Source organism: Roseibium sediminis (genome assembly GCF_008711325.1).
GTDB classification, from domain to species: Bacteria; Pseudomonadota; Alphaproteobacteria; order Rhizobiales; family Stappiaceae; genus Roseibium; species Roseibium sediminis.
This window is the reverse complement of the sequence record NZ_VXDB01000003.1, coordinates 35,637-58,272: the sequence shown is the minus strand read 5'-3', so window position 1 is coordinate 58,272 and position 22,636 is coordinate 35,637. Positions and strand designations below refer to the sequence as shown.

At 52.1% G+C, this 22,636-nt stretch carries 17 protein-coding genes; 4 read left to right on the top strand and 13 right to left on the bottom strand.

Annotation, left to right across the window (positions count from 1 at the left end; translation table 11 throughout):
* Nucleotides 1–444: 444 nt before the first annotated feature.
* The 13 genes from F0155_RS03730 to F0155_RS03670 all read right to left on the bottom strand — a co-directional run bounded on the left by F0155_RS03730 (nucleotide 445) and on the right by F0155_RS03670 (nucleotide 17,292).
* On the bottom strand, nucleotides 445–1,245 hold the full coding sequence (locus F0155_RS03730) for a helix-turn-helix domain-containing protein (protein WP_150523137.1): 801 nt from the start codon (nucleotides 1,243–1,245) through the stop codon (nucleotides 445–447).
* Nucleotides 1,246–1,951: 706 nt separating this feature from the next.
* Nucleotides 1,952–2,209 (bottom strand): hypothetical protein, encoded by a 258-nt coding sequence (locus tag F0155_RS03725; RefSeq protein WP_150523136.1) that lies wholly within the window; start codon nucleotides 2,207–2,209, stop codon nucleotides 1,952–1,954.
* 29 nt (nucleotides 2,210–2,238) lie between these two features.
* Nucleotides 2,239–3,168 carry a DUF5655 domain-containing protein gene (locus F0155_RS03720; RefSeq protein ID WP_150523135.1) on the bottom strand — a complete coding sequence of 310 codons (930 nt, stop codon included), beginning with the start codon at nucleotides 3,166–3,168 and terminating at the stop codon, nucleotides 2,239–2,241.
* Nucleotides 3,165–6,248: a type I restriction endonuclease subunit R gene (locus F0155_RS03715; RefSeq protein WP_150523134.1), complete on the bottom strand. Its 3,084-nt coding sequence runs from the start codon at nucleotides 6,246–6,248 to the stop codon at nucleotides 3,165–3,167. Before F0155_RS03715 ends, F0155_RS03720 begins: the two co-directional genes overlap by 4 nt.
* 124 nt (nucleotides 6,249–6,372) lie before the next feature.
* Nucleotides 6,373–6,921, bottom strand: a complete 549-nt coding sequence (locus tag F0155_RS03710; protein ID WP_204934386.1) for a hypothetical protein — start codon at nucleotides 6,919–6,921, stop codon at nucleotides 6,373–6,375.
* 59 nt (nucleotides 6,922–6,980) lie between these two features.
* Nucleotides 6,981–8,156: a restriction endonuclease subunit S gene (locus tag F0155_RS23355; protein WP_161599751.1), complete on the bottom strand. Its 1,176-nt coding sequence runs from the start codon at nucleotides 8,154–8,156 to the stop codon at nucleotides 6,981–6,983.
* Nucleotides 8,153–10,339: a type I restriction-modification system subunit M gene (locus tag F0155_RS23875; RefSeq protein ID WP_150523132.1), complete on the bottom strand. Its 2,187-nt coding sequence runs from the start codon at nucleotides 10,337–10,339 to the stop codon at nucleotides 8,153–8,155. The genes F0155_RS23355 and F0155_RS23875 overlap by 4 nt, the downstream gene beginning before the upstream one ends.
* A 146-nt stretch (nucleotides 10,340–10,485) precedes the next feature.
* Nucleotides 10,486–11,496, bottom strand: a complete 1,011-nt coding sequence (locus F0155_RS03695) for a hypothetical protein (protein ID WP_150523131.1) — start codon at nucleotides 11,494–11,496, stop codon at nucleotides 10,486–10,488.
* A gap of 87 nt (nucleotides 11,497–11,583) precedes the next feature.
* A complete protein-coding gene (locus F0155_RS23780) occupies nucleotides 11,584–13,725 on the bottom strand; it encodes a DUF6371 domain-containing protein (protein ID WP_208999116.1) in 2,142 nt (713 codons plus the stop codon).
* Nucleotides 13,715–14,029, bottom strand: coding sequence for a hypothetical protein (locus F0155_RS03685; protein WP_150523130.1), 315 nt, complete (start codon nucleotides 14,027–14,029; stop codon nucleotides 13,715–13,717). The genes F0155_RS23780 and F0155_RS03685 overlap by 11 nt, the downstream gene beginning before the upstream one ends.
* Nucleotides 14,030–14,245: 216 nt before the next feature.
* A complete protein-coding gene (locus F0155_RS03680) occupies nucleotides 14,246–14,467 on the bottom strand; it encodes a helix-turn-helix transcriptional regulator (RefSeq protein WP_150523129.1) in 222 nt (73 codons plus the stop codon).
* Between the two features lie 169 nt (nucleotides 14,468–14,636).
* Nucleotides 14,637–15,863, bottom strand: a complete 1,227-nt coding sequence (locus F0155_RS03675; RefSeq protein ID WP_150523128.1) for a hypothetical protein — start codon at nucleotides 15,861–15,863, stop codon at nucleotides 14,637–14,639.
* Between the two features lie 115 nt (nucleotides 15,864–15,978).
* Nucleotides 15,979–17,292 (bottom strand): tyrosine-type recombinase/integrase, encoded by a 1,314-nt coding sequence (locus F0155_RS03670; protein ID WP_150523127.1) that lies wholly within the window; start codon nucleotides 17,290–17,292, stop codon nucleotides 15,979–15,981.
* Between the two features lie 649 nt (nucleotides 17,293–17,941).
* Between F0155_RS03670 and F0155_RS03665 the strand changes: the two genes are divergently transcribed.
* Genes F0155_RS03665 through F0155_RS03650 form a run of 4 tightly spaced genes read left to right on the top strand, consistent with a single transcriptional unit; the run spans nucleotide 17,942 to nucleotide 22,556 of the window.
* Entirely contained in the window at nucleotides 17,942–18,394 is a 453-nt protein-coding gene (locus F0155_RS03665; protein WP_150523126.1) for a c-type cytochrome, read from the top strand.
* A 25-nt stretch (nucleotides 18,395–18,419) separates the two neighbouring features.
* Complete coding sequence (locus F0155_RS03660; protein WP_150523125.1) at nucleotides 18,420–19,790, top strand: cbb3-type cytochrome c oxidase subunit I; 1,371 nt, start codon at nucleotides 18,420–18,422, stop codon at nucleotides 19,788–19,790.
* A 5-nt stretch (nucleotides 19,791–19,795) separates the two neighbouring features.
* Nucleotides 19,796–20,605 carry a CbbQ/NirQ/NorQ/GpvN family protein gene (locus tag F0155_RS03655; RefSeq protein WP_150523124.1) on the top strand — a complete coding sequence of 270 codons (810 nt, stop codon included), beginning with the start codon at nucleotides 19,796–19,798 and terminating at the stop codon, nucleotides 20,603–20,605.
* A 10-nt stretch (nucleotides 20,606–20,615) separates the two neighbouring features.
* Entirely contained in the window at nucleotides 20,616–22,556 is a 1,941-nt protein-coding gene (locus F0155_RS03650) for a nitric oxide reductase activation protein NorD (protein WP_150523123.1), read from the top strand.
* Nucleotides 22,557–22,636 lie beyond the last annotated feature (80 nt).

Genomic DNA, 22,636 nt, shown 5'->3' with positions numbered 1-22,636 from the left:
GACGCATAAGTCTGACCCAGACAAAGAAAACGGTATCAATTTGACTGCCGTATGTCTTTGCGTCTAGGGACGCAAAGACCCCTGTGAGGCAAATCGATCTCTCGAAAAGGACCCGCTCGCACTCTGTTGCTAACGGCTCAGAAACCTTGCGTAGTGAATTTGAGTTGTTTAGTGATCTTGGCGGGTTGGAACATAAACAAGAACATAAACATAACTGTTTGGACAACTCTGCGTAAGCGCACGCCCCGTCGCCGGGAACAATCCCGTAGAACACAGAATGCTCTGAAAGGACCCGTGATCGTCCGGGGCACAGCACTCAACCTGACAAGCTGCGCTTAAACATGACCCTGACAAAGAACCTGGCATCTACATGACCGCAGTGCGTCTTGATGATTTGGGGTCGCGAAAGTTCCCCTAGGCGGTTCTTTTTCTCACAAGGACCCATCACGAGGCATTGGCTACCGTGAGGCGCATTTCCTTGAGAATAAAATCCAACCCTCCGCCTTGTCTGGACAGCTCTGCTTCGGTCGCCTGATCCATTCTTTCGAGTGTCAGCCAAGCAATGATTGCTTCAGTCTGAACGTGTCGCCGACGCATAAGGTCGCCTTCCCATCGCTGTTGCGCTTTGGCTCTTGCGACTTCGGATCGTGATGGTGTCTTCGCATGTTGTGGTGAATGAAAGAAAGACACCTGTTCTTTCCGACCCTTTCCCTTCAATGACCAATCGGTCTTAATCGACTTGTTCGGTAAATTGTCAATTTGTGCCCTTGATGCCACGCTGTTCCTTTCGATGGGTTTATTCGAAGGGTTCTTTCTACGGGTTTGGGTCTCATTTTTGAGACCGGAATGGTCGCAGCTTTGAGACGTTGATGGTTTCAATTCTGAGACCTTTGGGAGGCCTTCTGATGGCCTATCGCCGGACTTCATTCCGTGGTCCCAATCTTCAACAACCGCGCGAAACATTTGCCAGTTTGGCAAATATGCTGTGCGATGAGACTTCCCGCCATGGCTTTGCTTCTGGATCAGGCCGAGCTCGTCGAGTTCCTTTGTTGCTCTGAGAACCGCAGCGCGACTGATACGAAGGAGTTTTGTCAATCTTCCGACGCTTGGATCACATTGCCCGGTCTTCTTATTGAAGTGATCGATGATGGCACCTGCTACCCTCCGCGATGCAGCGGATAGGTCGGGCATAATCGCCAATGCTTTGTAGGCGAAAAGCGCATCATTCTGCTGCAGGAGGGGCATTTACACCTCCTGGAAAGTCAGGATTGATTGGTTTGCAAACGCACTGCTAACGTATTGATATCGTTTGATCGCAAACGAGCCCGTTTTGCAAAAATATCCAGCTAGATCAATAAACTGGGCCCGCTTCCTAATCTGAGGGTCACGCGTTCGAATCGCGTCGGGGTCACCATATATTTCAATAACTTATAGCACATTCGAAGACCGGACACACCCCAAAATTCGTTCGGGTAAGCACCGGGTAAGCAGATTTCAGCCATTCAAAAACGCTGGTTCCAGATGTGACCCAAATCTTCTTCCTTCGATTCTTGAAATGAAAGTGGGTCGTCAAAGCCGTCACAGGTCGTTTTCGGTCAGGCAATCCAACGGCGATTTTAGGTGCCTTTGGCCGTCAGCAATTGTCTCGGTCCGTCAGTCAGTCGCGAAAGTGGCCCAACGAACATCATCCTAAACATCAAGATAAAGCGTTTCCCGAAACTATCGCGTGTTTTGGAAGCCAGCGGTCGGGAATGGTCCCGTAGAACAAAGAATGCTCTGAAAGGACCCGTGATCGTCCGGGTCTCAGCACTCAACCTGACAAGCCACACTTAAACATGACCCTGACAAAGAACCGGACACCTTGTCAGGTTTCGCGCGTCTTGATGACTTGGGGTCGCGAATGTCCTCGTAGGATGATGAAGTCAGCTGATAGGATCCGTTCGTGAATGGCTTAACAAAGGACAGGTCTAAAAATAGCTTCAGGTTTAATAAGGCTTGCTGCACGAATGCCCTTGTCGGGATTAGACATTCGGAGCCGGTACCCCTTTTCCAGCCACGGAAGAATATCGGCGGGGTCATTAATACGGATGTAATCTTCCTCAAACCGCGTCATCGACACTACATACGTGCCGTCATCATGTAAATGCGGGTACAGCAACTCGCCTAAATGCGCGCCTCTAGAAACGAATGCATGAAGCTTAACAGTCAATCAATTGGTTCCCGGTCAGTTATAAGCACCTATGCCACATCGTAGCTTTTTTCAAACAGTGGCTTTGCTTTTTCCAATGAGGCTGCGTCTGTAACAATAACTTCAAGATCACCAGTGCCGAAATGTCCAATGCTGCGTACATCACGGGTGAAATTCGCCTCTAAATCTACCGTGTCCGGATTAACCTTCAGATAAACCTTAAGATGCCGAATTTGCGGTTTGACTTCCACGCAAGCAAAATTCTTCAATCGACGGAACGCGATATAGTTATCCAACGTCTTGGTTTGGACATCATCGCCTAATGCAAGAAGAAAGGCTTTGGTGGCTTCATAAAGGTCCAACAAATCCTGATCGGCATCTGCCAGATATTGCGTGACGGTTTTTTGACGGGACCGAGCGCGACCTGCACCAGCGACATCCGATATGGGAACGGAAACTGATTTCTCGGAATTGGTGCGTTCGGACGTGGATGTAAGCAATTCGAAGAGAAGCAGCTCATCGCCGAACCGGCGGTAGCGCATAAGTTCAATATTGCGATTCATCTGATTAACTGCGTGAGCGTCGTATTTTGTGAAATCCCCAGCAATACAAATGAGCCGAGGCGATCCCCAGTCTACGGCCTTAGCCTGCTCCGCACCGAACCGTTCCAGCACAAGCCATTCAAAATCGCGCCGATGATCCATAAGCCAATCAAGATAAAACAAGCCCTGATTGATTACGTTTTCATTGCTGGCGCGTTTGTATTCGATGATGACTGGAGACCCATTTTCGTCAATGCCAAGCGAATCCATGCGTCCACCGTTGGTGGTGGCAAACTCTGAAGCGAGGAAGCGGACGCCCAGAAACGCTTCCATGTTTTTCTCGATCAAAGTTTGGAGGGACTTCTCCAAGGCCATTGCTGTTCCTTGAAGTTCCGCCACACTGTTTTCTCCAGTGTGAAAAAGCTTGATATCAGTCATGCGCCAAAGCCTTTGGGGTCCTTGTCTTCGCGAACCCTGCGAAAGATTTCGCGGGCAAGGTGATCATGTGCTGCTGATCGGAAATCCTTGTCGGTCATCACACGAGAAAAGATCTCGTCGTTGCCTTCCATTCTCGCAATGAACAACTCGTCTAACATCCGGTCCAGATAAGATGAGAAATTATCAAGGTTGTTGGCGCGGGCGGCTTCAACGATTTTTTCATCTGCTTCGGCGCTGGCTCGGATTTGGTCAAAGAAAAGCTGATCGGCTTCAGTGAAATCCGTTCCAAAGCGTTCGTTCAGTTTGTGGACGAGTGACGAGAGGGTGACGCCGTCTTCCGAAAAGCCGCCGGTTCCTACATCAGTTGGGCCTTTCAGCGGGTCAGCGTCGCCATAGGCAAGATCAATCGAGCCATCACTCATCTGTTGAAGCCGGAAGAATTGTAGCGCCACTTCATCATCAAGAACAAAAGCTGTTCCGTCGTTTGGCGGAGGCAGTTTTTGAATGAGGTTTCGAACGAACGAATAGAGTTTTTCCAGTTCGCTATCCTGATAGGGGATGATCTGGGACAAAAAGGCATAGAGGCTGCGATAGGCCGTCAACTGTCCTCTGAATTCTGCTTGCTCTTCCTCGCTGCGCTGTGAAAATCGCTCCACAACAACATCGAGAACAGCATTCATCTCCCGGTGCTCAGAGGCGGAATGATCACGCTTGCATCGATACCAGATGTTGGCAAAGGCGCTGACGTCCAGAGGCGTGAAGATAGCCCATTCCAACAACTTGTGTTGCAGCTCAGAAAGCCGGTGCGGGTCAGCGTTTTCACCGAGCGGTGTCGCTTCGTAATAGGGTTTGAACGCCTTGTAGATGTCCTCTTCTTCATTCACAAAGTCCAGAACAAAGGTTCGTGTCTTGCCGGGGGCCATGCGGTTCAGACGGGACAGGGTCTGTACGGCCTGAACACCTGCAAGCCGTTTCACCACATACATTGTCTGCAACAGAGGTTGATCGAAACCTGTCTGGTACTTGTCCGCGACCAGAAGAACCCGATAATCATCGCCTTCGAAGGTTTCGGGCAGTTCGCTTTCCGGCAAACCATCGTTCATGGCAACTTCCGTGTAGGCGGAACCCGGATCATCCGGGTCTTCCACGGTGCCGGAAAAGGCAACGAGCGATTTGATGCCTTGATAGCCGTTGTCGCGAATATAGGCATCGAACGCGAGCTTGTATTTGACAGCCGATAACCGCGAGCCTGTTACAACCATGGCCTTGGCCCGCCCGCCAAGTTCGTGCATCACGTATTTTCGGAAATGGTCAACGATAACGCTAACCACTTGGTCGATGTTGTAAGGGTGGAGTTCGACAAACCGGGCGAGCGCCTTCGCTGCCTTTTTTTGAGGAACTTCCGGATCATCCTCAACCTGTTTGATCAGGCCGTAGAAGCGTTTGTATGTGGTGTAGGTCTTGAGCACATCCATGATGAAGCCTTCTTCGATGGCTTGCCGCATGGTGTATTCATGAAAGGGCGATGTGCCGGAAGGCCCCGGCTCATCAAAAAGGGTCTTAGTTTTGAACTTTGGCGTTGCCGTGAAGGCAAAGAAGCTGAGATTTGGCTGACGCGCGCGCTTCAATGAATTTCTGAGGATGGCAGCCTTGGCCTCTTCGGACAGGTCATCATCTTCTTCATCTGATATCTGTGCAGCGATGGCAGCTTCAATGCCGTCCTTGTTCAAAAGGCCTTTCAGTTCGGTTGCCGTTTCGCCGCTTTGGGAGGAATGGGCCTCGTCGACAATCACGGCAAAACGCTTGTTGGCCGTGTCGATCTTTACACCGTCCCCTTTCTTTTCCAGTGTTGCCAAGGCTTGGGAAATGAAGGGAAACTTCTGAATGGTGGTGATGATGATCGGCGTCCCCTGAGACAGGGCACGGGCAAGTTGCTGGGTGTTTTCATCGATTTTTTCGACAACACCTGTCTTGTGTTCAAACTGATAGATGGTGTTCTGCAATTGTTGATCCAGAACCCGGCGATCAGTCACCACGACGACCGAATGAAACACCTTTTCATCAGCGGCATCATGCAGGGTGGATAGCCGGTGCGCGAGCCAGGCTATCGAATTGGACTTTCCGGAGCCTGCCGAGTGCTGAACCAGATAATTTCGGCCCGATCCGTGATCACGGGCATGGCCGACAAGTTTGCGCACGGCGTCCAGCTGATGATATCTCGGAAAGATCATCGTTTCTTTCCGGATGGTGCGAACGCCCTTGTCGGTCTTGACCTGCTTTTCCTTGATTTCCAGGTGCATGAAGCGTTGCAGGATGTCGAGAAGACTATCAGCCTTCAGCACCTCATCCCAAAGGTAATGGGTTTTCCAGTTGCCTTCGATGGGCGGGTTGCCTGCTCCGAAATTGTGCCCCTTGTTGAAGGGCAGGAAAAAGGTCTCTTTTCCCTTCAGCTTCGTGGTCATCCAGGCTTCGTCTGGATCAACGGCGAAATGAACAAGGGCACGTTTTTTGAACGCGAAAAGCAGATCGCGCCCGTCACGGTCATTTTCATATTGTTTGATGGCATCAGCAGCACGTTGGCCGGTCAGCGGGTTTTTCAGCTCCACTGTTACCACCGGCAAGCCGTTGACGCTCAGAACAACATCAATGATGCAGCGGCGTTGGCCCCCTCCGGGTTTTTTCAATACGGATGTAAAGGCAACCTGACGGGTCACCGTCAGGCGGTTCTTTGAATAGAGCGCAGCAGCATCCGGGTTCATTCCCGAGTTTGGCTGGAAATAGGCCAGCCTAAAACTCTTGCCATAGCTCTTGAACCCATGGCGCAGCACATGCAGAGACCCCTTGAGGTTCAATTCCTTGACGAGATCGGCAAGAACGGTTGCCTCCGTTCGAGGGCCCAGAAGGCTTTCCAGTGACGCCCATTTTGCTGACTGGCTGTCTTTCAGAAAGGCGAAGATTTCGCTTGGAAAAAGCGCGGTTTCCTCATCAAAAAGATCTGGCTGACCTTTTGTGTATCCGCCGGATTTGACCAGTCCGGCTTCAATTGCTTTTTCAAAATGGGTTTCTGTATGGCCGGGCATGAGGTGTCCAGTTTTCAGGTATACTCAGGTGAAAATCGTCTTCGGGTTAAAAATACCGATATATGCTAGCTGAACATGTTCGGCTGTGACCACCGGTTTCTTGGCTGATGAAAACGTGTCGCGGCTAAACCTCCACCACCGAAGAATTTTGGAGACTGGCCAAGGGTTGGCCGTTCACTTCGTCAAAATGATAGTAGCGAACGGAGGGATCAGCATTGAGTTGCCGGTTGGCATCAAGATAGGCGTTAGGGTTTTCGTTTTCGCCAAACACAAATTTACGCAATTTGAAACGGCGCTTATCGCCGGTGTAATGCTCAATGGTGCGCTTTAGCGTCCCGACCCAGCAGGCCCCGGCCTTCAACTGCGGAACAATTTTATCAGCGTTCAGGCTTTTGGATTTGAACTCGATGCAATCGGCGTGAAAGGCCCGACCATTTACATAAAACACCACAAAGTCACAGCGCTTGGACCAGGGTTTCGCGTTGTCATCGAGAAAATGAAAGAGCGCCGGTTTTAGTTTCCGGTTGGAAGTTTCGAATTCATCGTGGTCCAGCTTGAAGGCCATGCCGGAACCCGGAAGAAGAAGTTCGATTTTTCTCGTCTGCGGTTTGGTGTCTTCCGGTCTGAAATATTTCTCGGAGAGGATAACCTTATTGTCTGACCCGTCATGCATAACGTAGTCGCTGTTAACATAGGCCTTCAGGTGCTCGAAATAGGTCGCAGCCGTAAGCGTCATTGCAGACCTTCGATTTGCCCAGTCACAGCGGCAGTGATGAGGGCTGAACGGTATTCTTCAAGAAATCTTGCGGATTTACTGATTTTATTTTCGATAATATGATATTTATCAAGTTCACGATCTAAAAAAATGGATATTTTTTCTTGTTCAGAAATATTAGGCCATACGGTTTTCATTGGGTGTACGCGATTTCTGTTTACTGTAGGATTTGCAGACCCCGAATCGAAGCTCTCTAAGTCGAGAGTGTGTAATAAATACCAAACAAAACGTGGTTGGTTACCTCGAAATTCCTTTACGTATAACGTAGTGTCATGTGGCCAATAGTTAGTTTCTGTATAGTGCAGCTTGCCCGCTGAGCCCTTTCTACCCACAAGCACCCCCGGTCCAGTGCAGAGAGCAGTTTCGTTATAATAATCAATACCGCCGGAAGAAATTACCGGATACGGTCCATTTACTCGATCATTCTTTGTAATATCGACTCCTCTTTGCAGTTTAATTTGTTGCCCTAAGCTGCATAGCGTCCAATGCGCCGGGATGTCGCCGAGCCAGTCGATGCCGGAGGGTTTCATGGGGGCGTCGGGGTTGAGGCCTTTGGTGACAGCACGAGTGATGAGGGCCTGACGCTTTTCAGCCAACCGTTCCAACAACGCACGCTTCTTCTCAATCAACCCGTCAATCTTCGCCGTTTTCTCATCCAGAAACCGTGCGATTTTTTGTTGGGTTTCGAGCGGGGGAAATTCCACCCACACGGCAGCAAGTTCATCACGCGAAAGCTCGACAAAAGTTGTGCCATTGGCCATCGCGTTGAGTTCTGGAGCGCGAGACTTGAGCAAATAGTAGAGGAATGGGCCATGGGCACGACTTCCGGGAATGATCCCCCTGCAACCTTGATTGAAGGCCATTGGTTCCTCGGTAATCGCCATATGACCAATGGGCGCTCTTGTCGAAATAAGCACTGAGCCAACAGGAAGAACCGACAGGTTGTTTTCTTCAACAGCCTTCTCGGTGACCATTCTCTTTGTCGTGGAAATTCTGTCCGAGTTAAGTTTGCCCAGGTCCTCAGGGGTCGCCCATTTAACGTTGCCACCCCAATATTCAGCTTCGCCACTCGCGGGTGTGCTTCCGTTTCTTATGCGCCCGAAATAGCGCAGTGCGCCAGTGTAGGCGTTCATGCCACCAGCCCCTTTAGCAACTCGGCAATCTCACCTTCCAGCGCAGTGATGTCCTGTTCAATCTCATCCAGCGGACGGGGCGGCTTGTAGACATAAAAATGCCGGTTGATCGGGATTTCGTAACCCACCTTGGTCTTGAAATAATCCACCCAGGCATCGGAAACATGGGGCAGAACCTCGGTTGCCATGTAGGCATCAATCGTGCCGCGAAACTGTTCCACAAGGTCGGTGTTCGGCTTGTCGGGGCCAAACTTCATCGGCAATGGCAACTTCGTTCCCGGAGGCAATGGGATGTTTTCCGAGTCGCGCAATTCCTTGTCGGGCTCCGGGTTGCCTTTGGTGTCTCGGCAAATTTCGGCCTCCGGATCCCGTTCGCCCAATGCCGAAAGGATTGCTTTTCTGACCTTTGCGTCCAGCTTCAGTCCGGCCTTTTTGGTTGCTGCAGTCAGGTCCTTTGCGAAGACGACCCGGTCCATATAAAGACCCTTGTCTGCCAACGTGGCGAGCATGGCCTTGATTGCTGCTTGGTGCCTTTGGCCCCGCTCTTCTTCCAGTTTGGCTGCTTCCTTGTCCTTTCGCTTCTTGGAAACAGCCAGTTCAGCAAAAGCCTTTTCCCCATCCAGCTTGGCAATTCGCTCGGGTGTTGCCTCAAAGTTCAGCCGCAGCGGGCGCTCGACGGTGATTTTCAAAAAGCCGAATTCCCGGTTTTCAAAAATACGCGAGACGACGCGGACTTCCTTTTCCTTGCTCTTGTGATCAAGCGTGACTTCGGCTGTTTCGCCGTTCTTGTAGTTCCCATAAAGCTGGGTCAGATGATTGATCTGGTCATCGGTGATTTCATTGCGCTTGTTGTTGAGGCTCTTTTTCATCCGCTCGCAAAAGCGGGTGCCGTCAATCAGTTGCACCTTGCCGCGCCGTTCCTTCGGCTTCTTGTTGGTCACAATCCAGACATAGGTAAAGATGCCGGTATTGTAGAACAGCTGATCCGGTAGCGCGACAATGGCATCCAGCCAGTCATTTTCGATGATCCAGCGCCGAATGTTTGAAGGGCCGGACCCGGCATCACCGGAAAAGAGCGGCGATCCGTTGAAGACAATCGCAATCTTGGAGCCGGTCTCGTCTTCATCGCCCTCCTTGAATGGATGCATCTTTGCCATCATGTGCTGCAGGAACAGCAGGGAGCCATCGTTGATCGCCGGGAGGCCCGCGCCAAACCGCGCCGTGAACCCCAACTGTTTGTGCTCGTCCTCGACGGTCTTTTTCTGGTCTTTCCATTCAACCCCAAAGGGAGGATTTGCCAGCATGTAGTGAAATTTTTGGCCTTCAAACCCGTCATGTGTTTTGCCATCGCCCAACGTGTCACCGAGAACAATGTTCTTGGTGTCTTCGTCCTTGATCAGCATGTCGGAACAGCAAATCGCCCAGGATTCGTCGTTGTATTCCTGACCATGCAGGGCAAGGTTGGCGTGTTCGTTCTGGTTGAGGATGTGCTTTTCGGATTCCGACAACATGCCGCCGGTGCCGCAAGTTGGATCGTAGATGGTCCGAAAGATGCCGGGTTTATAGACGTCCTTTTCGCCGGTGTAGATCAGGTTCGCCATCAAACGAATGACCTCGCGCGGGGTGAAGTGGTCCCCGGCCTCTTCATTGGCCTGTTCGTTGAACCGCATCACCAGATGTTCGAACACGTAGCCCATCTGCAGATTGTCGATCTTGTCCGGGTGCAGGTCGACATCTGCCATTTCCTTAACGATGGTGAAAAGGCGGTTGCTGGCGTCCAGTTTTTCGATTTGATCCGCGAACTTGAACTTGTCGAATATGTTCCGAACGTTTGGCGAAAAGCCATTAATATGGGCGACGAGGTTCGGAGCAATATTTTCGGAGTCACCCAACAGCTTTGCAAATGTGTATTTGCTGGTGTTGTAGAGTGGGTGACTGCGCTTCGGGTCTGCGGCTTTGCCAAGCAGCTTGATCATCGCCTTTTCGGGCACTTCTTGCGCAGTCAGCTTCTCATATTGCTTCAGAACGGCGTCTTTTGTTGGTTCCAGAACGCAATCAAGGCGACGAAGCACCACCATCGGCAACATGACAAGGCGGTATTGCGGGGGTCGATAGGGGCCGCGCAACCGATTGGCGATTTCCCAGATGGTACTTTTAAGGTCTTCGTGTGCTTGAACGTTCATGCGGGGCGCTGCTCGAAATATTAGTTCAATGGAAAAGGGCGGTCTTTAATTCAATGGCTCAATCAAAAAGGTCAAGCGTGATTGCGGCTCCAATCTAATGAATTCGGGGGGCAAAATGGAAGTAAAACCGCATGACGCAAGGTCGGTCACTCCCTGCTTGGGTCGGAAGCTGGAACGCGTATCGGTTCGCCACCGGGCAGAGGAGTTTTCTCGGTTACCAGCGTGGTGAATTGCAACTCTTCCCGGATTTTTCCTTTGATCAGAGCGATGTTCCTGTTTTCTGCGATGATGTCGCGAAGGATGCCGGTGTACTTTTTCGATCCAAATGGTGATGTGCTGCGCGAAATTGATAGGCCTGACAAGGCGGCTGCCAAATAGTCTGGCGGGCGAACCGCAACATCGAACCAATTTTCCTTACCGGCTTCGGGTACCAGAAACGGCAGGTGTTCAGCATCCAGTGTCTTCCCTGCCCATGTTGCGTTTCTGCAGGCATTTAACATCGCATAGGTTCGATAGATGCCGTCTTTCCATTCAGTCATATTGTCTCGGTCAGATGCCCAAAATATTTGCTCTGTTTTGGGTGCCTCTTCGTGAATGAGCCGCACAAAAAATGCGTGAGCTGCAATTAGGAACATCATGTTATTAAATGTTGTTACGGAGAAATTCTTCCTTTTGCTCTCGTTCTGAAGTTGAGTAATGCTCTCGATGGCCCATGTCGGCGCATTTGAGCCTTTCAGGAACGACAAGGTTTCATTGATCGACTGCCGAGCGACGTCCAATTCAGATTGTCGCGGCCTCCAGAACATTTTCACCTTTTCCGGGAATACCCAGCAAATGCTGAAAGACGTCCTCTGCCGTTTGAAAAAGCCTTTCACCTTTGGGTGAACTCGCGACAGATTTTTGAAGTCAGCATGAAACACCTCGCCAAGTGAGTTCAGCAGATCTTGAAGTTCGCCGCGAATTGGGAATAGCGTAAAGGCAAATACATCTGTCGGTCGATCGCGGTCGCCCAGATTGTAATCGGACGAGATCAGCCAGTTTTTAACGCCTTGATTTTTTCGTAAGAAGCGCCGGAAACCGTGAATGGCATGCTGATCAAAGGCGATCCGCGAATGCTCGGAAATATATTGTAGTAAGGGTTTCTGGTCGGGCTGCATGAGGTGCGAATCTCGTTTTTAATACTCCTCCTAGCGTCGCCAGTTGGGCGCTCTCAAGCAAAAGGCCTTGAGGGATGTCCCCGCAATTCATGCCACTGACAGGATAATCAACCGCTGCGCTCCTGTTGATCGCTTTGTCATATGAATTCCCCTGTGCCTCAAGAGTGGCGCTGCGCGGTCAATAGCATTTCCGAGCGCGTTTGGTTTGGCTGGCCAGAAGCGGGAACGGCGGATGTCTTCAGAAACAATCCGGTTCAGGTGCCCCAGAAGTTCGGTTGCGGTTCCTTCCCATCCGTTGGTCGGGTGCTCGTCCTGAATGAATTTCTGGATTGCGACGGCGACCGGATCAGATTCAAAAACGGCTTCGGTGGTTGCCTGCCTGTTGGCGGTATAAGCCGCCATGAATTCCCCCGTTTCCCACCCAAGGCCGGGCTCTGCAGCTGTCATCATATGGGCGAAGTCTGCCATTCGCGGTTTTTCCTTCAACTCCACGGTTTCCCAGTGTCGTAACGCTGCCGAAACGGCATCAAGAAGTGCGCCAAGGATACCCGGCTTTGCCAGTTCCCATGCCTTCCAGAATTCGTCTTCCGATTGCCGCGACGTTTCGTCGATTTTCAAAAGACGAACGGTTAGGGAACGTTCGGCGAGGTCCGCCCGTTCTGTCAGACTGGGTATGCCGTTCAAGAGAACGGGTCGTGACCCTTGGAACCAGAATGGATCGCCATCGGAATGAAGCTTGCGGGTGATGAACCCGGCCCCGGTCGCGAGACGGCAAATCGCATCCGAGAACCAATTTTCGACCTTTGAGACGTTGTCAAAGGAAAGCACATGGCTGCTTATCGCCATCACGATAAGGTCCCTCTCGTCTTTTGGCGTTGACAGGTTTGAAACGTGGCAGGGATCAGTCAGGCTGCGAAGCAATCGGGCCATGGTGGATTTGCCGCTGCCTTGCTCTCCGCCGAGTGCCAGAACAGGATAATTTCTTGCTCGTCCGAAAAGACACGCAACAAGCCAGGCAACAATCAGTTTGTAGTCGTCATCGCTGGCGTTCACAAAGGGCCGAAGCTCTTCGATCAGCTCGGCCTTTATCGGGTCTGGAAATTGCTCCATTGTTTCGGTGCGAAGGAACTTCACTGGCGGATTTTCCATGACTTCCCAGCCATGCCGAGTGATGCGAACAGCACGCCAGGCATCGTCGGCAAGGTCCAGCCAGCATGCCTCGCCATCCCAGCCGGTTCTGATGAAAGGCTGTAAACAACGGCCTTCTTCAAACGCCCTGACTTCAAGAATGCGCAAGGCATCTGCGATTGATTGCCCAGAAGGAACGTGAACGAATTGTTCGTGAATTCTTGCCGAAAACCAGCGCTTGAAGTTCTTGCTCTCCAGCGGCCAGTGTTCTGAATGCCCGTTGACCGGCACTGTGGCAAAGACCTGTTTTTGAGGCGAATACCAAAATTCCGCGCCTTTTGCGGCATCCAGGATTGACCCGCGTTTCTTGGGCTTGGGTCGTGGAGTTTTTCCAGCTGAGCTGTTGGCTTGTTTCCGCTTATGGGTTTGTATTTCTTCCCCTTGGCGAACAAAGTCAGCGGCCTGTTCTGTGGTCCAGCCAGCCTCCAAAGCATCTGCGGCATCCCAACCATTGGGAACGTCAGAGGGGAGAGCAACAACAGAAACGGCCTTTGCTCCAACTTCTTCCAAACATGTTCGGGCAGCGTCCGCGTATTTCTGGCCTGCTTCATCCGCATCCGGCCAGATGATCACGGTGCGCCCCTTCAGAGGGGAGAAGTCAACTTTGGTGGTTCCGTTCGAGCCGCCGGGCGACGTTATGCAGACATGGCCGGGAAGCAGAGCTTGCGCGGCATCCGTCGCCTTCTCGCCTTCTGTCATTACAATCGGCGCGTTGGGATTTTTCGCTAAACGATCCAGACCGTAAAGCGGCCTTTGATCCGTCCAGGACTGCCAGCGCCAGCACAGCATACCGGGTTCTTCAAACAGGCAAAGAGGACGAAAGCTCTTCTCGCCATTGGGAAGATCAAACCGGAAGACGTAACCAAGGAGTTGCCCGCATCCATCCAAATAGGTCCAAGTCTTGGAAGGCGCTCCGAGTTTCGGATGGGTAGTCGGTGCCTTTGGGGCGTTTTGGGGAACCGGCACAATGCAGCGCCGGTTCGCTTTTTTGGTGTCGGTTGGTGCAGGGTTGGCGACAGGGGCAAAAGGATCAATCGTCATAAGCGTTGATCCTCAGCATGTCAGCAATTCGAAGCGCGGCTTCCTTTTGCGACAAGTCAAACAGGTAGGCTGCAAGGGCGACAAGATCGCCGCCCCTGTCGCCCGTTGCAAAGTCCCCCCAACGTCCTGTTGAGAGGTTCACCTTGAAACTACCCGCACTGTGATCGGCCCGGCGTGGGTTGCGTGCCACCCACTCCCTGCCTTCTTGGTGGCCGTCGGGAAGCCAGCGGCGGCACAGACTGTCGGAATGCAGCTGTGCTGTCTTGGCAACCCGGCCAAAGTTGATTGAAGGACCTACCGGCATGGGCGAGCTTCCTTCAGTTCGAAGTTCAGGATGACTACCGAATCCAATCCCGGCTCGGGGTTGATCGGAAGCAAACTGACATCGACGGATTTACTCTCTGCCAGCATCGCGAGGGCCGTCGAAGCGGATGGGGGCTTCCTTCCACTTAGAATTGTTGCGATCTGAATGAGTCGAATGAGTGCGTCTTTTTCGCTTTCCAGTATTTGAGGCATATTCTCATGCCTCGCCTTGACTGGTGGAGTTGCGCATATTGGCCTCTAACCAGTCGTCCAAATCGCAAATACGATATCGGACTGCGCGACCAAGCTTCAGGAATGCTGGGCCCTTTCCTTGAACCCGCCATGCCTGCAGAGTTCTTGGTGAAATGCCGATGTATGGGCCCGCAAGTTTTTCACATAGGCTTCTTTTACGATCCAGTTCTCTAAAGATGACTTCCATAACCATCGCTCCCTTTCATATGCGACGGTCAGAGGTTGATTCGAGGAAGCCGAAATAAATAGGTGCAACGAATTATTGGTGAGGTGATTTGAATTAAGTCTATGAATAATAATGAAAAATTTTATTCGCTACAGTATGAGTCAGCCAGAGGTAGAGGAATGGGTGCCTTCTATTTCTTCCTTGGCCCCGGCTTGCTTCGGTTTGGGTACTTTTTGACGAGGTAATCCCACACTCTTACAATCCGACGTTTCCCTGCTCGTGTTTGATCGTTAATTTCGTCAACAATATCGGCCTTCTTACGCCATTCATTTTCGAACTGTACTGTCAACAGTCGCTCAATTTCAGCGTCGGAGGCTTTCATTGCTGTTGGCCGTTCATCGGGAACGCAATCAATTGATGACTTAAGTGCCCCGTCGTCTACGTTAAGCACCACATCAGTAAATCGAACTTGGAATTCTGTGCGTGCACCATCATTGTCAGTATCATTTTGCCAACCAATTGAATGGTTTGACGCATGAAGAAAGAGCTCAGAACAGGTCCAGAAAGTGGGGGGGATAGGTATCAACTGATCACTATTGTTTAGGCCCGTTGCAACGACTTCCCCATTTTCCAGAGGCGCCAAGAATACGTTCAGAAGGTCCGACAACAGAAAGTCAAATTTTTCTGATTTGCTGCTTTTGTGGTTTGGAAGCGGACCGGTACCGTATCTCAACCACATTGGCCACCATAGTAGCGATCCGCCATTGATCTCCCAAAAAACACCGGGTTTGTAAGCTCGCGTGGAATATTCAGGTTCATGATTAGTAACTCCTTCGAGTTCAGCCAGTGAACGGTCGAACAACACGAAGTTCCTGAAAACGTCCGATAATGATTTTTTGTGGTATGATCCTAGATCGAATCTTCTTCTACTTACTGATATATTTTCAAATTTTGCTTTTTTATAAGAGTATTCTTCAAAAATGTGCCCATCTTTTAATTCAACGTGGATTTTTCCTGAGGCCCAAAAACTTGGCGTGAACAACTTTATTTTGCCAGCATCGTGATCGAACCTGTTTGCAATCAGATACCCGCCGCGAAATAGTTCAATCAGGTCGTTGTATCGGCTGAAAATCTCCAAAAGTGCCGCTCGCGCAACCTCAGAATTGGACGCAATTTGGAGTTTGGGGTTCTCAATAAATGCGGTTTCCAAGTTAATCGGGGCGGGCCAAATTCCGCCCGGAAACAACCCGCTAATACCCTCGAAGTCGAGATCCACTGTTGGGAGGCTGTGCTTGGCTTCTCGCCATTTGGGCCAAACCTCAGGGTGGTCGAGAACGAGAAACTCAAAAGTCTTTTGGAATGCCCACCCTTGAACCTTATCGAGGTCGGTCGCACAAAATCTGGATGTCGTTAACAAGGCTGCACACGCCGAATAAAACTCACGAAACACCAACCTGAGGTAGTGTCAAAATTATTTCAAGGAGCATACCTCTTGTTTCTACCAAATTTGGTGATCGCAATGAAACCGGGTGTCATCGGTTTGGTTGAGGTGCCGCACTGTGTTCGATTTGCTGTATTTCGGTCTGACCGCTGATCCCCTGATATTTCCCCATCCCCTCCAATATCCGCTGTCCGATTGACTCGGACAAAAGTCGGATCGGGTCAAAGTCCGCCGATACGTAGCGGTTGGTGATGGCAACGTTGCTGTGTCTCAAAAGATGGCTGATCAAAAACGCGTTGCCGCCTGCTTGTGCGGCATAGGTGCCGACTGTGTGTCGTAGGTCATGAATTCGAACGTCTGGAATTTCCGCATGGTGGCGCACTCGTTGCCAGACGGATTCCATGACTTCGCGGGTAATATGGCGATCCGGGTCGCTGTCGCGCGGCAATACATAAAGGCTGCAACGCGTCGTGTTCAATTTGGCAAGTATGTCCATTACCGCCGAACTAACGGGGTGGGCTTTTCTTCCGTCCCCCTTTCGACCGGGAAGCGCAATCGTTCCCATATGAAAATCAACATGCCGCCATTCGAGGCTCAGGATTTCGTTGAGCCGAGCCCCGGTCATCAATAGAAGGCGTAGTGCCTTGATGGCCATCTGATTGACAGGGGAGCGGCGATCTTCTGCATTCTTGGCAAGGTGACGGGCGTTCTTGCCTTTGACCTTTATGATCCATGGCAGTCCGATTGTTTCCGCTTCGTCCAGAACACGACCCAACCGGGTCAATTCCTCATTGCTCAGATATCGGTCGCGTTCGTTTTCCTTGTAGCGCTTGACCAGACGAACCGGGTTGGTTTGCTCTTCACGCCATTCCCAGATTTCTGCAAGATTGAAGGCCTTTGAAAGATAGGCGAGTGTCTGGTTTGCCTTGCTTGGGGTGGAGGCCAGCTTGGTATGAAGTCGGATAATGTCCTTGCGCTTGACGCTGGCAACCTTCAGGTGTCCAAGCTTGGGCCGAATGACCTTTTCAAAGATCCATTTTATGTGTCGTTGCGTTGTTGGCCGGTTATGCAGTTCAACATATTCGGCAATATAGCGCTCCATCATGTCATTGATGGTTGGGGCTTGGCGCGTCGCCTGTCGGTCCGCCATCGGATCAAGCCCCTGCTTGACCTGCGACAGGGCTTTTGTTGCCAGCGTCTTGGCTTCGTCCGGGGTCAGCGCTCCATATGCGCCAAGTGACAAGCGACGCGAGCGGCCTTCGAGCGTGCGATATTGCACGATGAAGTTCTTCTTCCCGGTTGGCTGGATAACCAGTCCGAACCCTTTCAAGGTATCATCCCAAAGGAACTGGCGTTTGGTGCCGGGTTTGGCGGCATCAATTCTGCGTTTTGACAGTCTCGGCATGTTCCAGGCTCCTGACGGCTGGATACAGCTTTCCTGTTCGGTGACAGTTGATTGTTCAGCTGGCCACCGGCGAAAGACTTGTGATTTTGACAGTCTGACGACTTCTGACGAACGATCAGGGTTTCACCCGATTGGGTCACACTGGGTGACCCGATCCGGGCTGCTTACCCGAAAATTCTGGTAAGCACTGGGTAAGCAGATGTAATCGAAAAGGCGAGAAAAGGTCAATAGTTTGTCGTAAAGAAAAATTTCTAAGATATTGAATTATCGTAATTAATCGTAAAGTAGCGCAATTGGTATTGTTGAGAAAACTTCATTCCTAATCTGAGGGTCACGCGTTCGAATCGCGTCGGGGTCACCAATCTCTTCCGTGATCCTGGTTACCTGTTTCCAAAACACTTTTACATGTGACGGCAGCTTTGCCGCCAACCGTTGCTCGGTAAACGCGGTACTTTTTAGGGCACCATGTCCTCTTCTTTGCGAGTGGTCGGCCGGTGAGCGAGATGGTCAAAGGTGCAGCCGGTCCGAAGCACCAGGTCATGGAAGCTCCGTAAATTTATCCAGAATCAGTCCGGCTTGACTTTGGTTAAGGATTTGAATTTCCGTCGAGGCAACCTTCCTCAAGATCAACTCGGGGAAGGAGCGCGGGATGCGCGAAGTCATGACCAAAAGCATGGCCCGTAATATCTTTTACGGCGGGTCACTGTTTTTCATTCTTATTTTCTTGGGCTTGTCCATCCACAGCCATCTCTACATCGTGAATGTCTCGACCGACAAAGAGACGCTTACCGAAAGCGTTGCTGCGGGAAAGAGAGTCTGGGAAGAAAAGGCTTGCATCAATTGCCACACATTGCTGGGGGAGGGCGCCTATTTTGCGCCTGAGCTTGCCAATGTGATGACCCGCTGGGGCGTGCTGGACGACCCGGAAGAAGCCTTCGTCACCTTGAAGGCATGGATGGATGCTCAACCGACCGGCGTCGAGGGGCGACGACAAATGCCGCAGTTCCATCTGACAGATGAGCAAGTCCGCGATTTGGCAAATTTCCTGATCTGGACCGACAAGATCGACGCCCAGAACTGGCCGCCGAATGACGCTGGTTGATCGTAATTCTTAAAGGTGCTCGAACATGAAATACCAATCTCAAAAGATCGCCATCGCCTATTTCTCCGTAGCGCTGGCCTTGTTTGCAGTTCAGGTACTCGGCGGGCTATTGGCCGGTTGGGTCTATGTCTCGCCGAACTTCCTGTCCGAACTGCTTCCCTTCAACATTATCCGAATGCTCCACACCAATAGCCTGATCGTCTGGCTGCTGCTGGGGTTCTTTGGCGCAGCCTATTTTCTCATTCCGGAAGAAGCCGAACGGGAAATACACTCAACCAAGATTGCCTATCTGCAGCTCCTGATCCTTGTGGTCGGCACGCTTGGTGTGGTGGTGACCTATGTTTTCAACCTCTTTGAGGGCAACTGGTTTCTTGGCAAAGAGGGACGTGAGTTCATCGAACAGCCCAAATGGGTCAAAGTCGGCATCGTCGTGGCCGCACTTCTGTTTCTTTACAACGTCACCATGACGGTGCTCAAAGGCAAGAAGACGGCAATCACGAACATCTTGCTGCTTGGTCTCTGGGGCCTAGCGCTTCTCTTCCTCTTCAGCTTCTACAACCCGGAAAACATCGCTCTCGACAAGCAGTACTGGTGGTACATCGTCCATCTGTGGGTGGAAGGCGTCTGGGAACTGATCATGGCATCAATTCTCGCCTATCTGATGCTGAAATTGACAGGCGTGGACCGCGAAGTCGTCGAGAAATGGCTCTATGTGATCGTGGCTGCAGCCCTGTTCTCAGGCATTCTTGGCACCGGCCACCACTATTACTGGATCGGCACACCGGGGTACTGGCAGTGGATCGGCTCGATCTTCTCATCCCTGGAAGTCATTCCGTTCTTTGCCATGATGGCCTTCGCCTTTGTCATGGTCTGGAAGGGGCGTCGGGATCATCCGAACAAGGCAGCTCTCCTGTGGTCCCTCGGGTGTGCAACCCTTGCCTTCTTTGGTGCCGGTGTCTGGGGTTTCCTGCACACGTTACACGGGGTCAACTATTACACCCATGGCACGCAGATCACGGCAGCTCATGGTCACCTTGCCTTCTTCGGGGCCTATGTATCCCTGAACCTTGCCATCATCAGTTATGCCATGCCCGTGTTGCGGGGTCGGGATCCCTATAATCAGGTGCTCAACATGGTCTCTTTCTGGCTGATGGCCGGTGGCATGACGTTCATGACATTCGTCCTGACATTTGCCGGAACCATCCAGACGCACCTGCAGCGTGTGCTTGGCGAGTATTTCATGGACGTTCAGGATCAGCTGGCTGTTTTCTACTGGATGCGTTTCGGATCCGGCGTCGCGGTCGTGCTTGGCGCCCTGATCTTCATCTATGCCATAGCGATCCCGCGCCGCGAGATCATTGAGCGTGGATCAACTGCTGAAGTTCCGGCGGAGTAAGAGATATGGAAGGTAGTATCTCCATGGGAAAAGGGGCGAAAGCCGCCCCTTTTTACCTCCCTCAATCAGATGAGTGCAGCATATTTGAAAGTGCATATCACAATGGCTTGCCATTGCTTCTGAAAGGGCCGACCGGATGCGGCAAGACCCGCTTTGTTGCCCATATGGCAGCCAGACTTGAACGAAAGCTCTACACTGTTGCTTGTCATGACGATTTGTCAGCTGCCGACCTCATCGGTCGATATCTGCTCAAGGGGGGCGAAACGGTCTGGGTGGACGGACCTCTGACAAGGGCTGTCCGCGAGGGAGCCATTTGTTATCTCGATGAGGTGGTGGAGGCGCGTAAGGATGTCACAGTCGTGCTTCACCCGCTTACCGATGATCGGCGAACCCTGCCAATCGATCGCACAAGCGAGGAGCTGGTTGCGGCAAACGGCTTCATGCTGGTGGCATCTTACAACCCCGGATACCAGAACATCCTGAAAACGTTGAAACCGTCGACACGGCAGAGGTTTGTTTCGCTCGAGTTCGACTTCCCCACGCCAGAGTTGGAAGTCAAGATTGTTGAGAGTGAAAGCGGGTTGGACAGTTCCCGTGTGACTTCGCTTGTTCGCCTTGCCAACAAGCTCAGAGCGTTGAAGGGGCAGGACCTCGAAGAGGGTGTGTCGACCCGGTTGGTTGTCTATGCCGCGACCATGATTGTTCAGGGCATGTCCGTTGAGCGGGCGATACGAGCAACAATGATTGAACCGCTTACAGATGATGAGGATGTGAAACGCGGGCTCCTTGATCTTGTCACGGCCGTGTTTGGGTGAGGCCAGACCGATGGGCAAGGTCAACTTCGAGCCATGGGAACCTGAAGAAACTGTCGGGAAACTGTGGCACGCGTTTGCAAGCCGCCTGGATGCACCTCAGGTGTATCATGGAGCCGCGGTCGATCTTTCCGAGATCGGCGGGCGGCTTGCTGTTTTTTATCGGGGGATGGGGGGGAACCACAGCGTCGAATTGCGGGCTGTCTCCCCGGAGGTCTCCCGGCACCGGCTGAGTTTCATGCGGCGGCTTGGAACTGAGGCGGAAACTGTGGCACGGGCCAGCTTCGATGGCGAGATCCTGCGCATGCCGGCCAGTTTGGACATCTTCCCGTTCCGGGAAGCCAATGCCGCGCTGTACATCTGGTTGACTGCTGCGGCGGCAAACGCACAGGCGTGTCGCAAAGAAGTTGATCCGCTTCGGGCGGACCTGCAAGCGCTGAGGCAGGCTTTCGAAACGGTAACTGCCACGCTCGAGGCAGCTCCCGGTCTTCGGGCGCTCTATTCTGAACTCTGTATTGGTGTTCTTCGCCAAAGACCTTCGCCGAACCTGCGTGGTATCGAAGGGCAGTTGGAACGGGTGATCCGGGCCATGCTGGGAGAGGCAGAACAGCTGGAGGAAAGGGATAAACCCCTCCTTCGAGCAATACAAACCGGCGATCTGTCGGCGTTTTTGGCACCGCGCGGCTATCTGCCTTTCCGGCCTGTTCCGCTCTGGCTGGATATGCGGGATCTGGTTTTCTCGGAGAGTGATGCTGTCGAAAATCGTGAAACCGATGGTACGCCAGAAGAAACCTCCGATGACAAGTCTGTTCGCGCGAGACGTCGAAAGGCAGATCAGGCTGAACGCAACGACAGCTTCATCCTGCACAAGTTCGAGGCAATCCTGAGTTGGGCGGAATTCCTCAACCTCAATCGTCGGGTGGACGATGATGAGAATGATGATGCCAAAAAGGCTGCGGATGATCAGGAAGAAATCGGACTGGGGCAGATATCCAAGGCACCGGCGACGCGCCTGAAGCTGCATCTTGATCTTGCTCCGGAAGATGTGGACCGGGAAAGGGCCGCCGGAAAACAGCTTTTCCCGGAATGGGATGTGCGCAGCAATGCCTATCTTCAGGATCATGTATGTGTTCTGACGAGTGTTGCCGAGGTTGATCCCGCCGTCTTGTCAGCGGACGGGGATGCTCGGTCCGCCCGTCGCATTCGCAAGGTGAAAAAACAGTTTGAAGCCTTGCGACCAGGCCGCGTGGTGACACATGGTCATTTGGAAGGTGAAGAACTCGACATGAATGCCGCCGTGCGTTCGGAAGTCGAACGTCTGGCAACTGGATCGACTGATGAACGGATTTGGTGCCAGTCCCGTCCCGAAGCGCGTGACCTTGCTGTTTCCATTCTTCTGGACGTTTCCCGATCTACCGAAAGTGCCGTTACAGGGCGGGCGGTGATCGATATCGAAAAGGAAGCTTTGACAGCCCTTGCGTGGGGGCTGAATGCCTGTGGTGATGATTTTGCAATCAATGCGTTCTCGTCGTTGAAACGTCATCGCGTTTATCTGCAATCCTGCAAGTCCTTTTCCGATCCCATGGGGCACCTCGTCGAACAACGGATTGCCGGCCTGCGTCCCGGGTTCTACACCCGTCTGGGCGCAGCTATTCGCTATGCATCGTCGGAACTTGCAGACCAATCGCGAAAGCGGAAGCTCCTTCTGGTGATTACGGACGGCAAACCAAATGATCTGGACCACTATGAGGGACGGCACGGGATCGAGGATACGCGGATGGCTGTTCGCGAAGCGCGGCGGTCGGGTCAATCCGTGTTTGGGGTCACAATCGACCGTACCGGCAAATCATGGTTTCCGCGTTTGTTTGGGCAAGGTGGATTCGCTGTGATCCCCCATCCGGACAAGCTGACCCAGGCGCTGCCGCTGATTTACCGGCAACTCGTCGGGGTTTGATCGACGAGCTTGCCGGGACCGAGTTGACGCTTGTTGAGGTGAGGCTGCTCCCGAAAAACCGAGAGTTTGGCGTTCAGGTG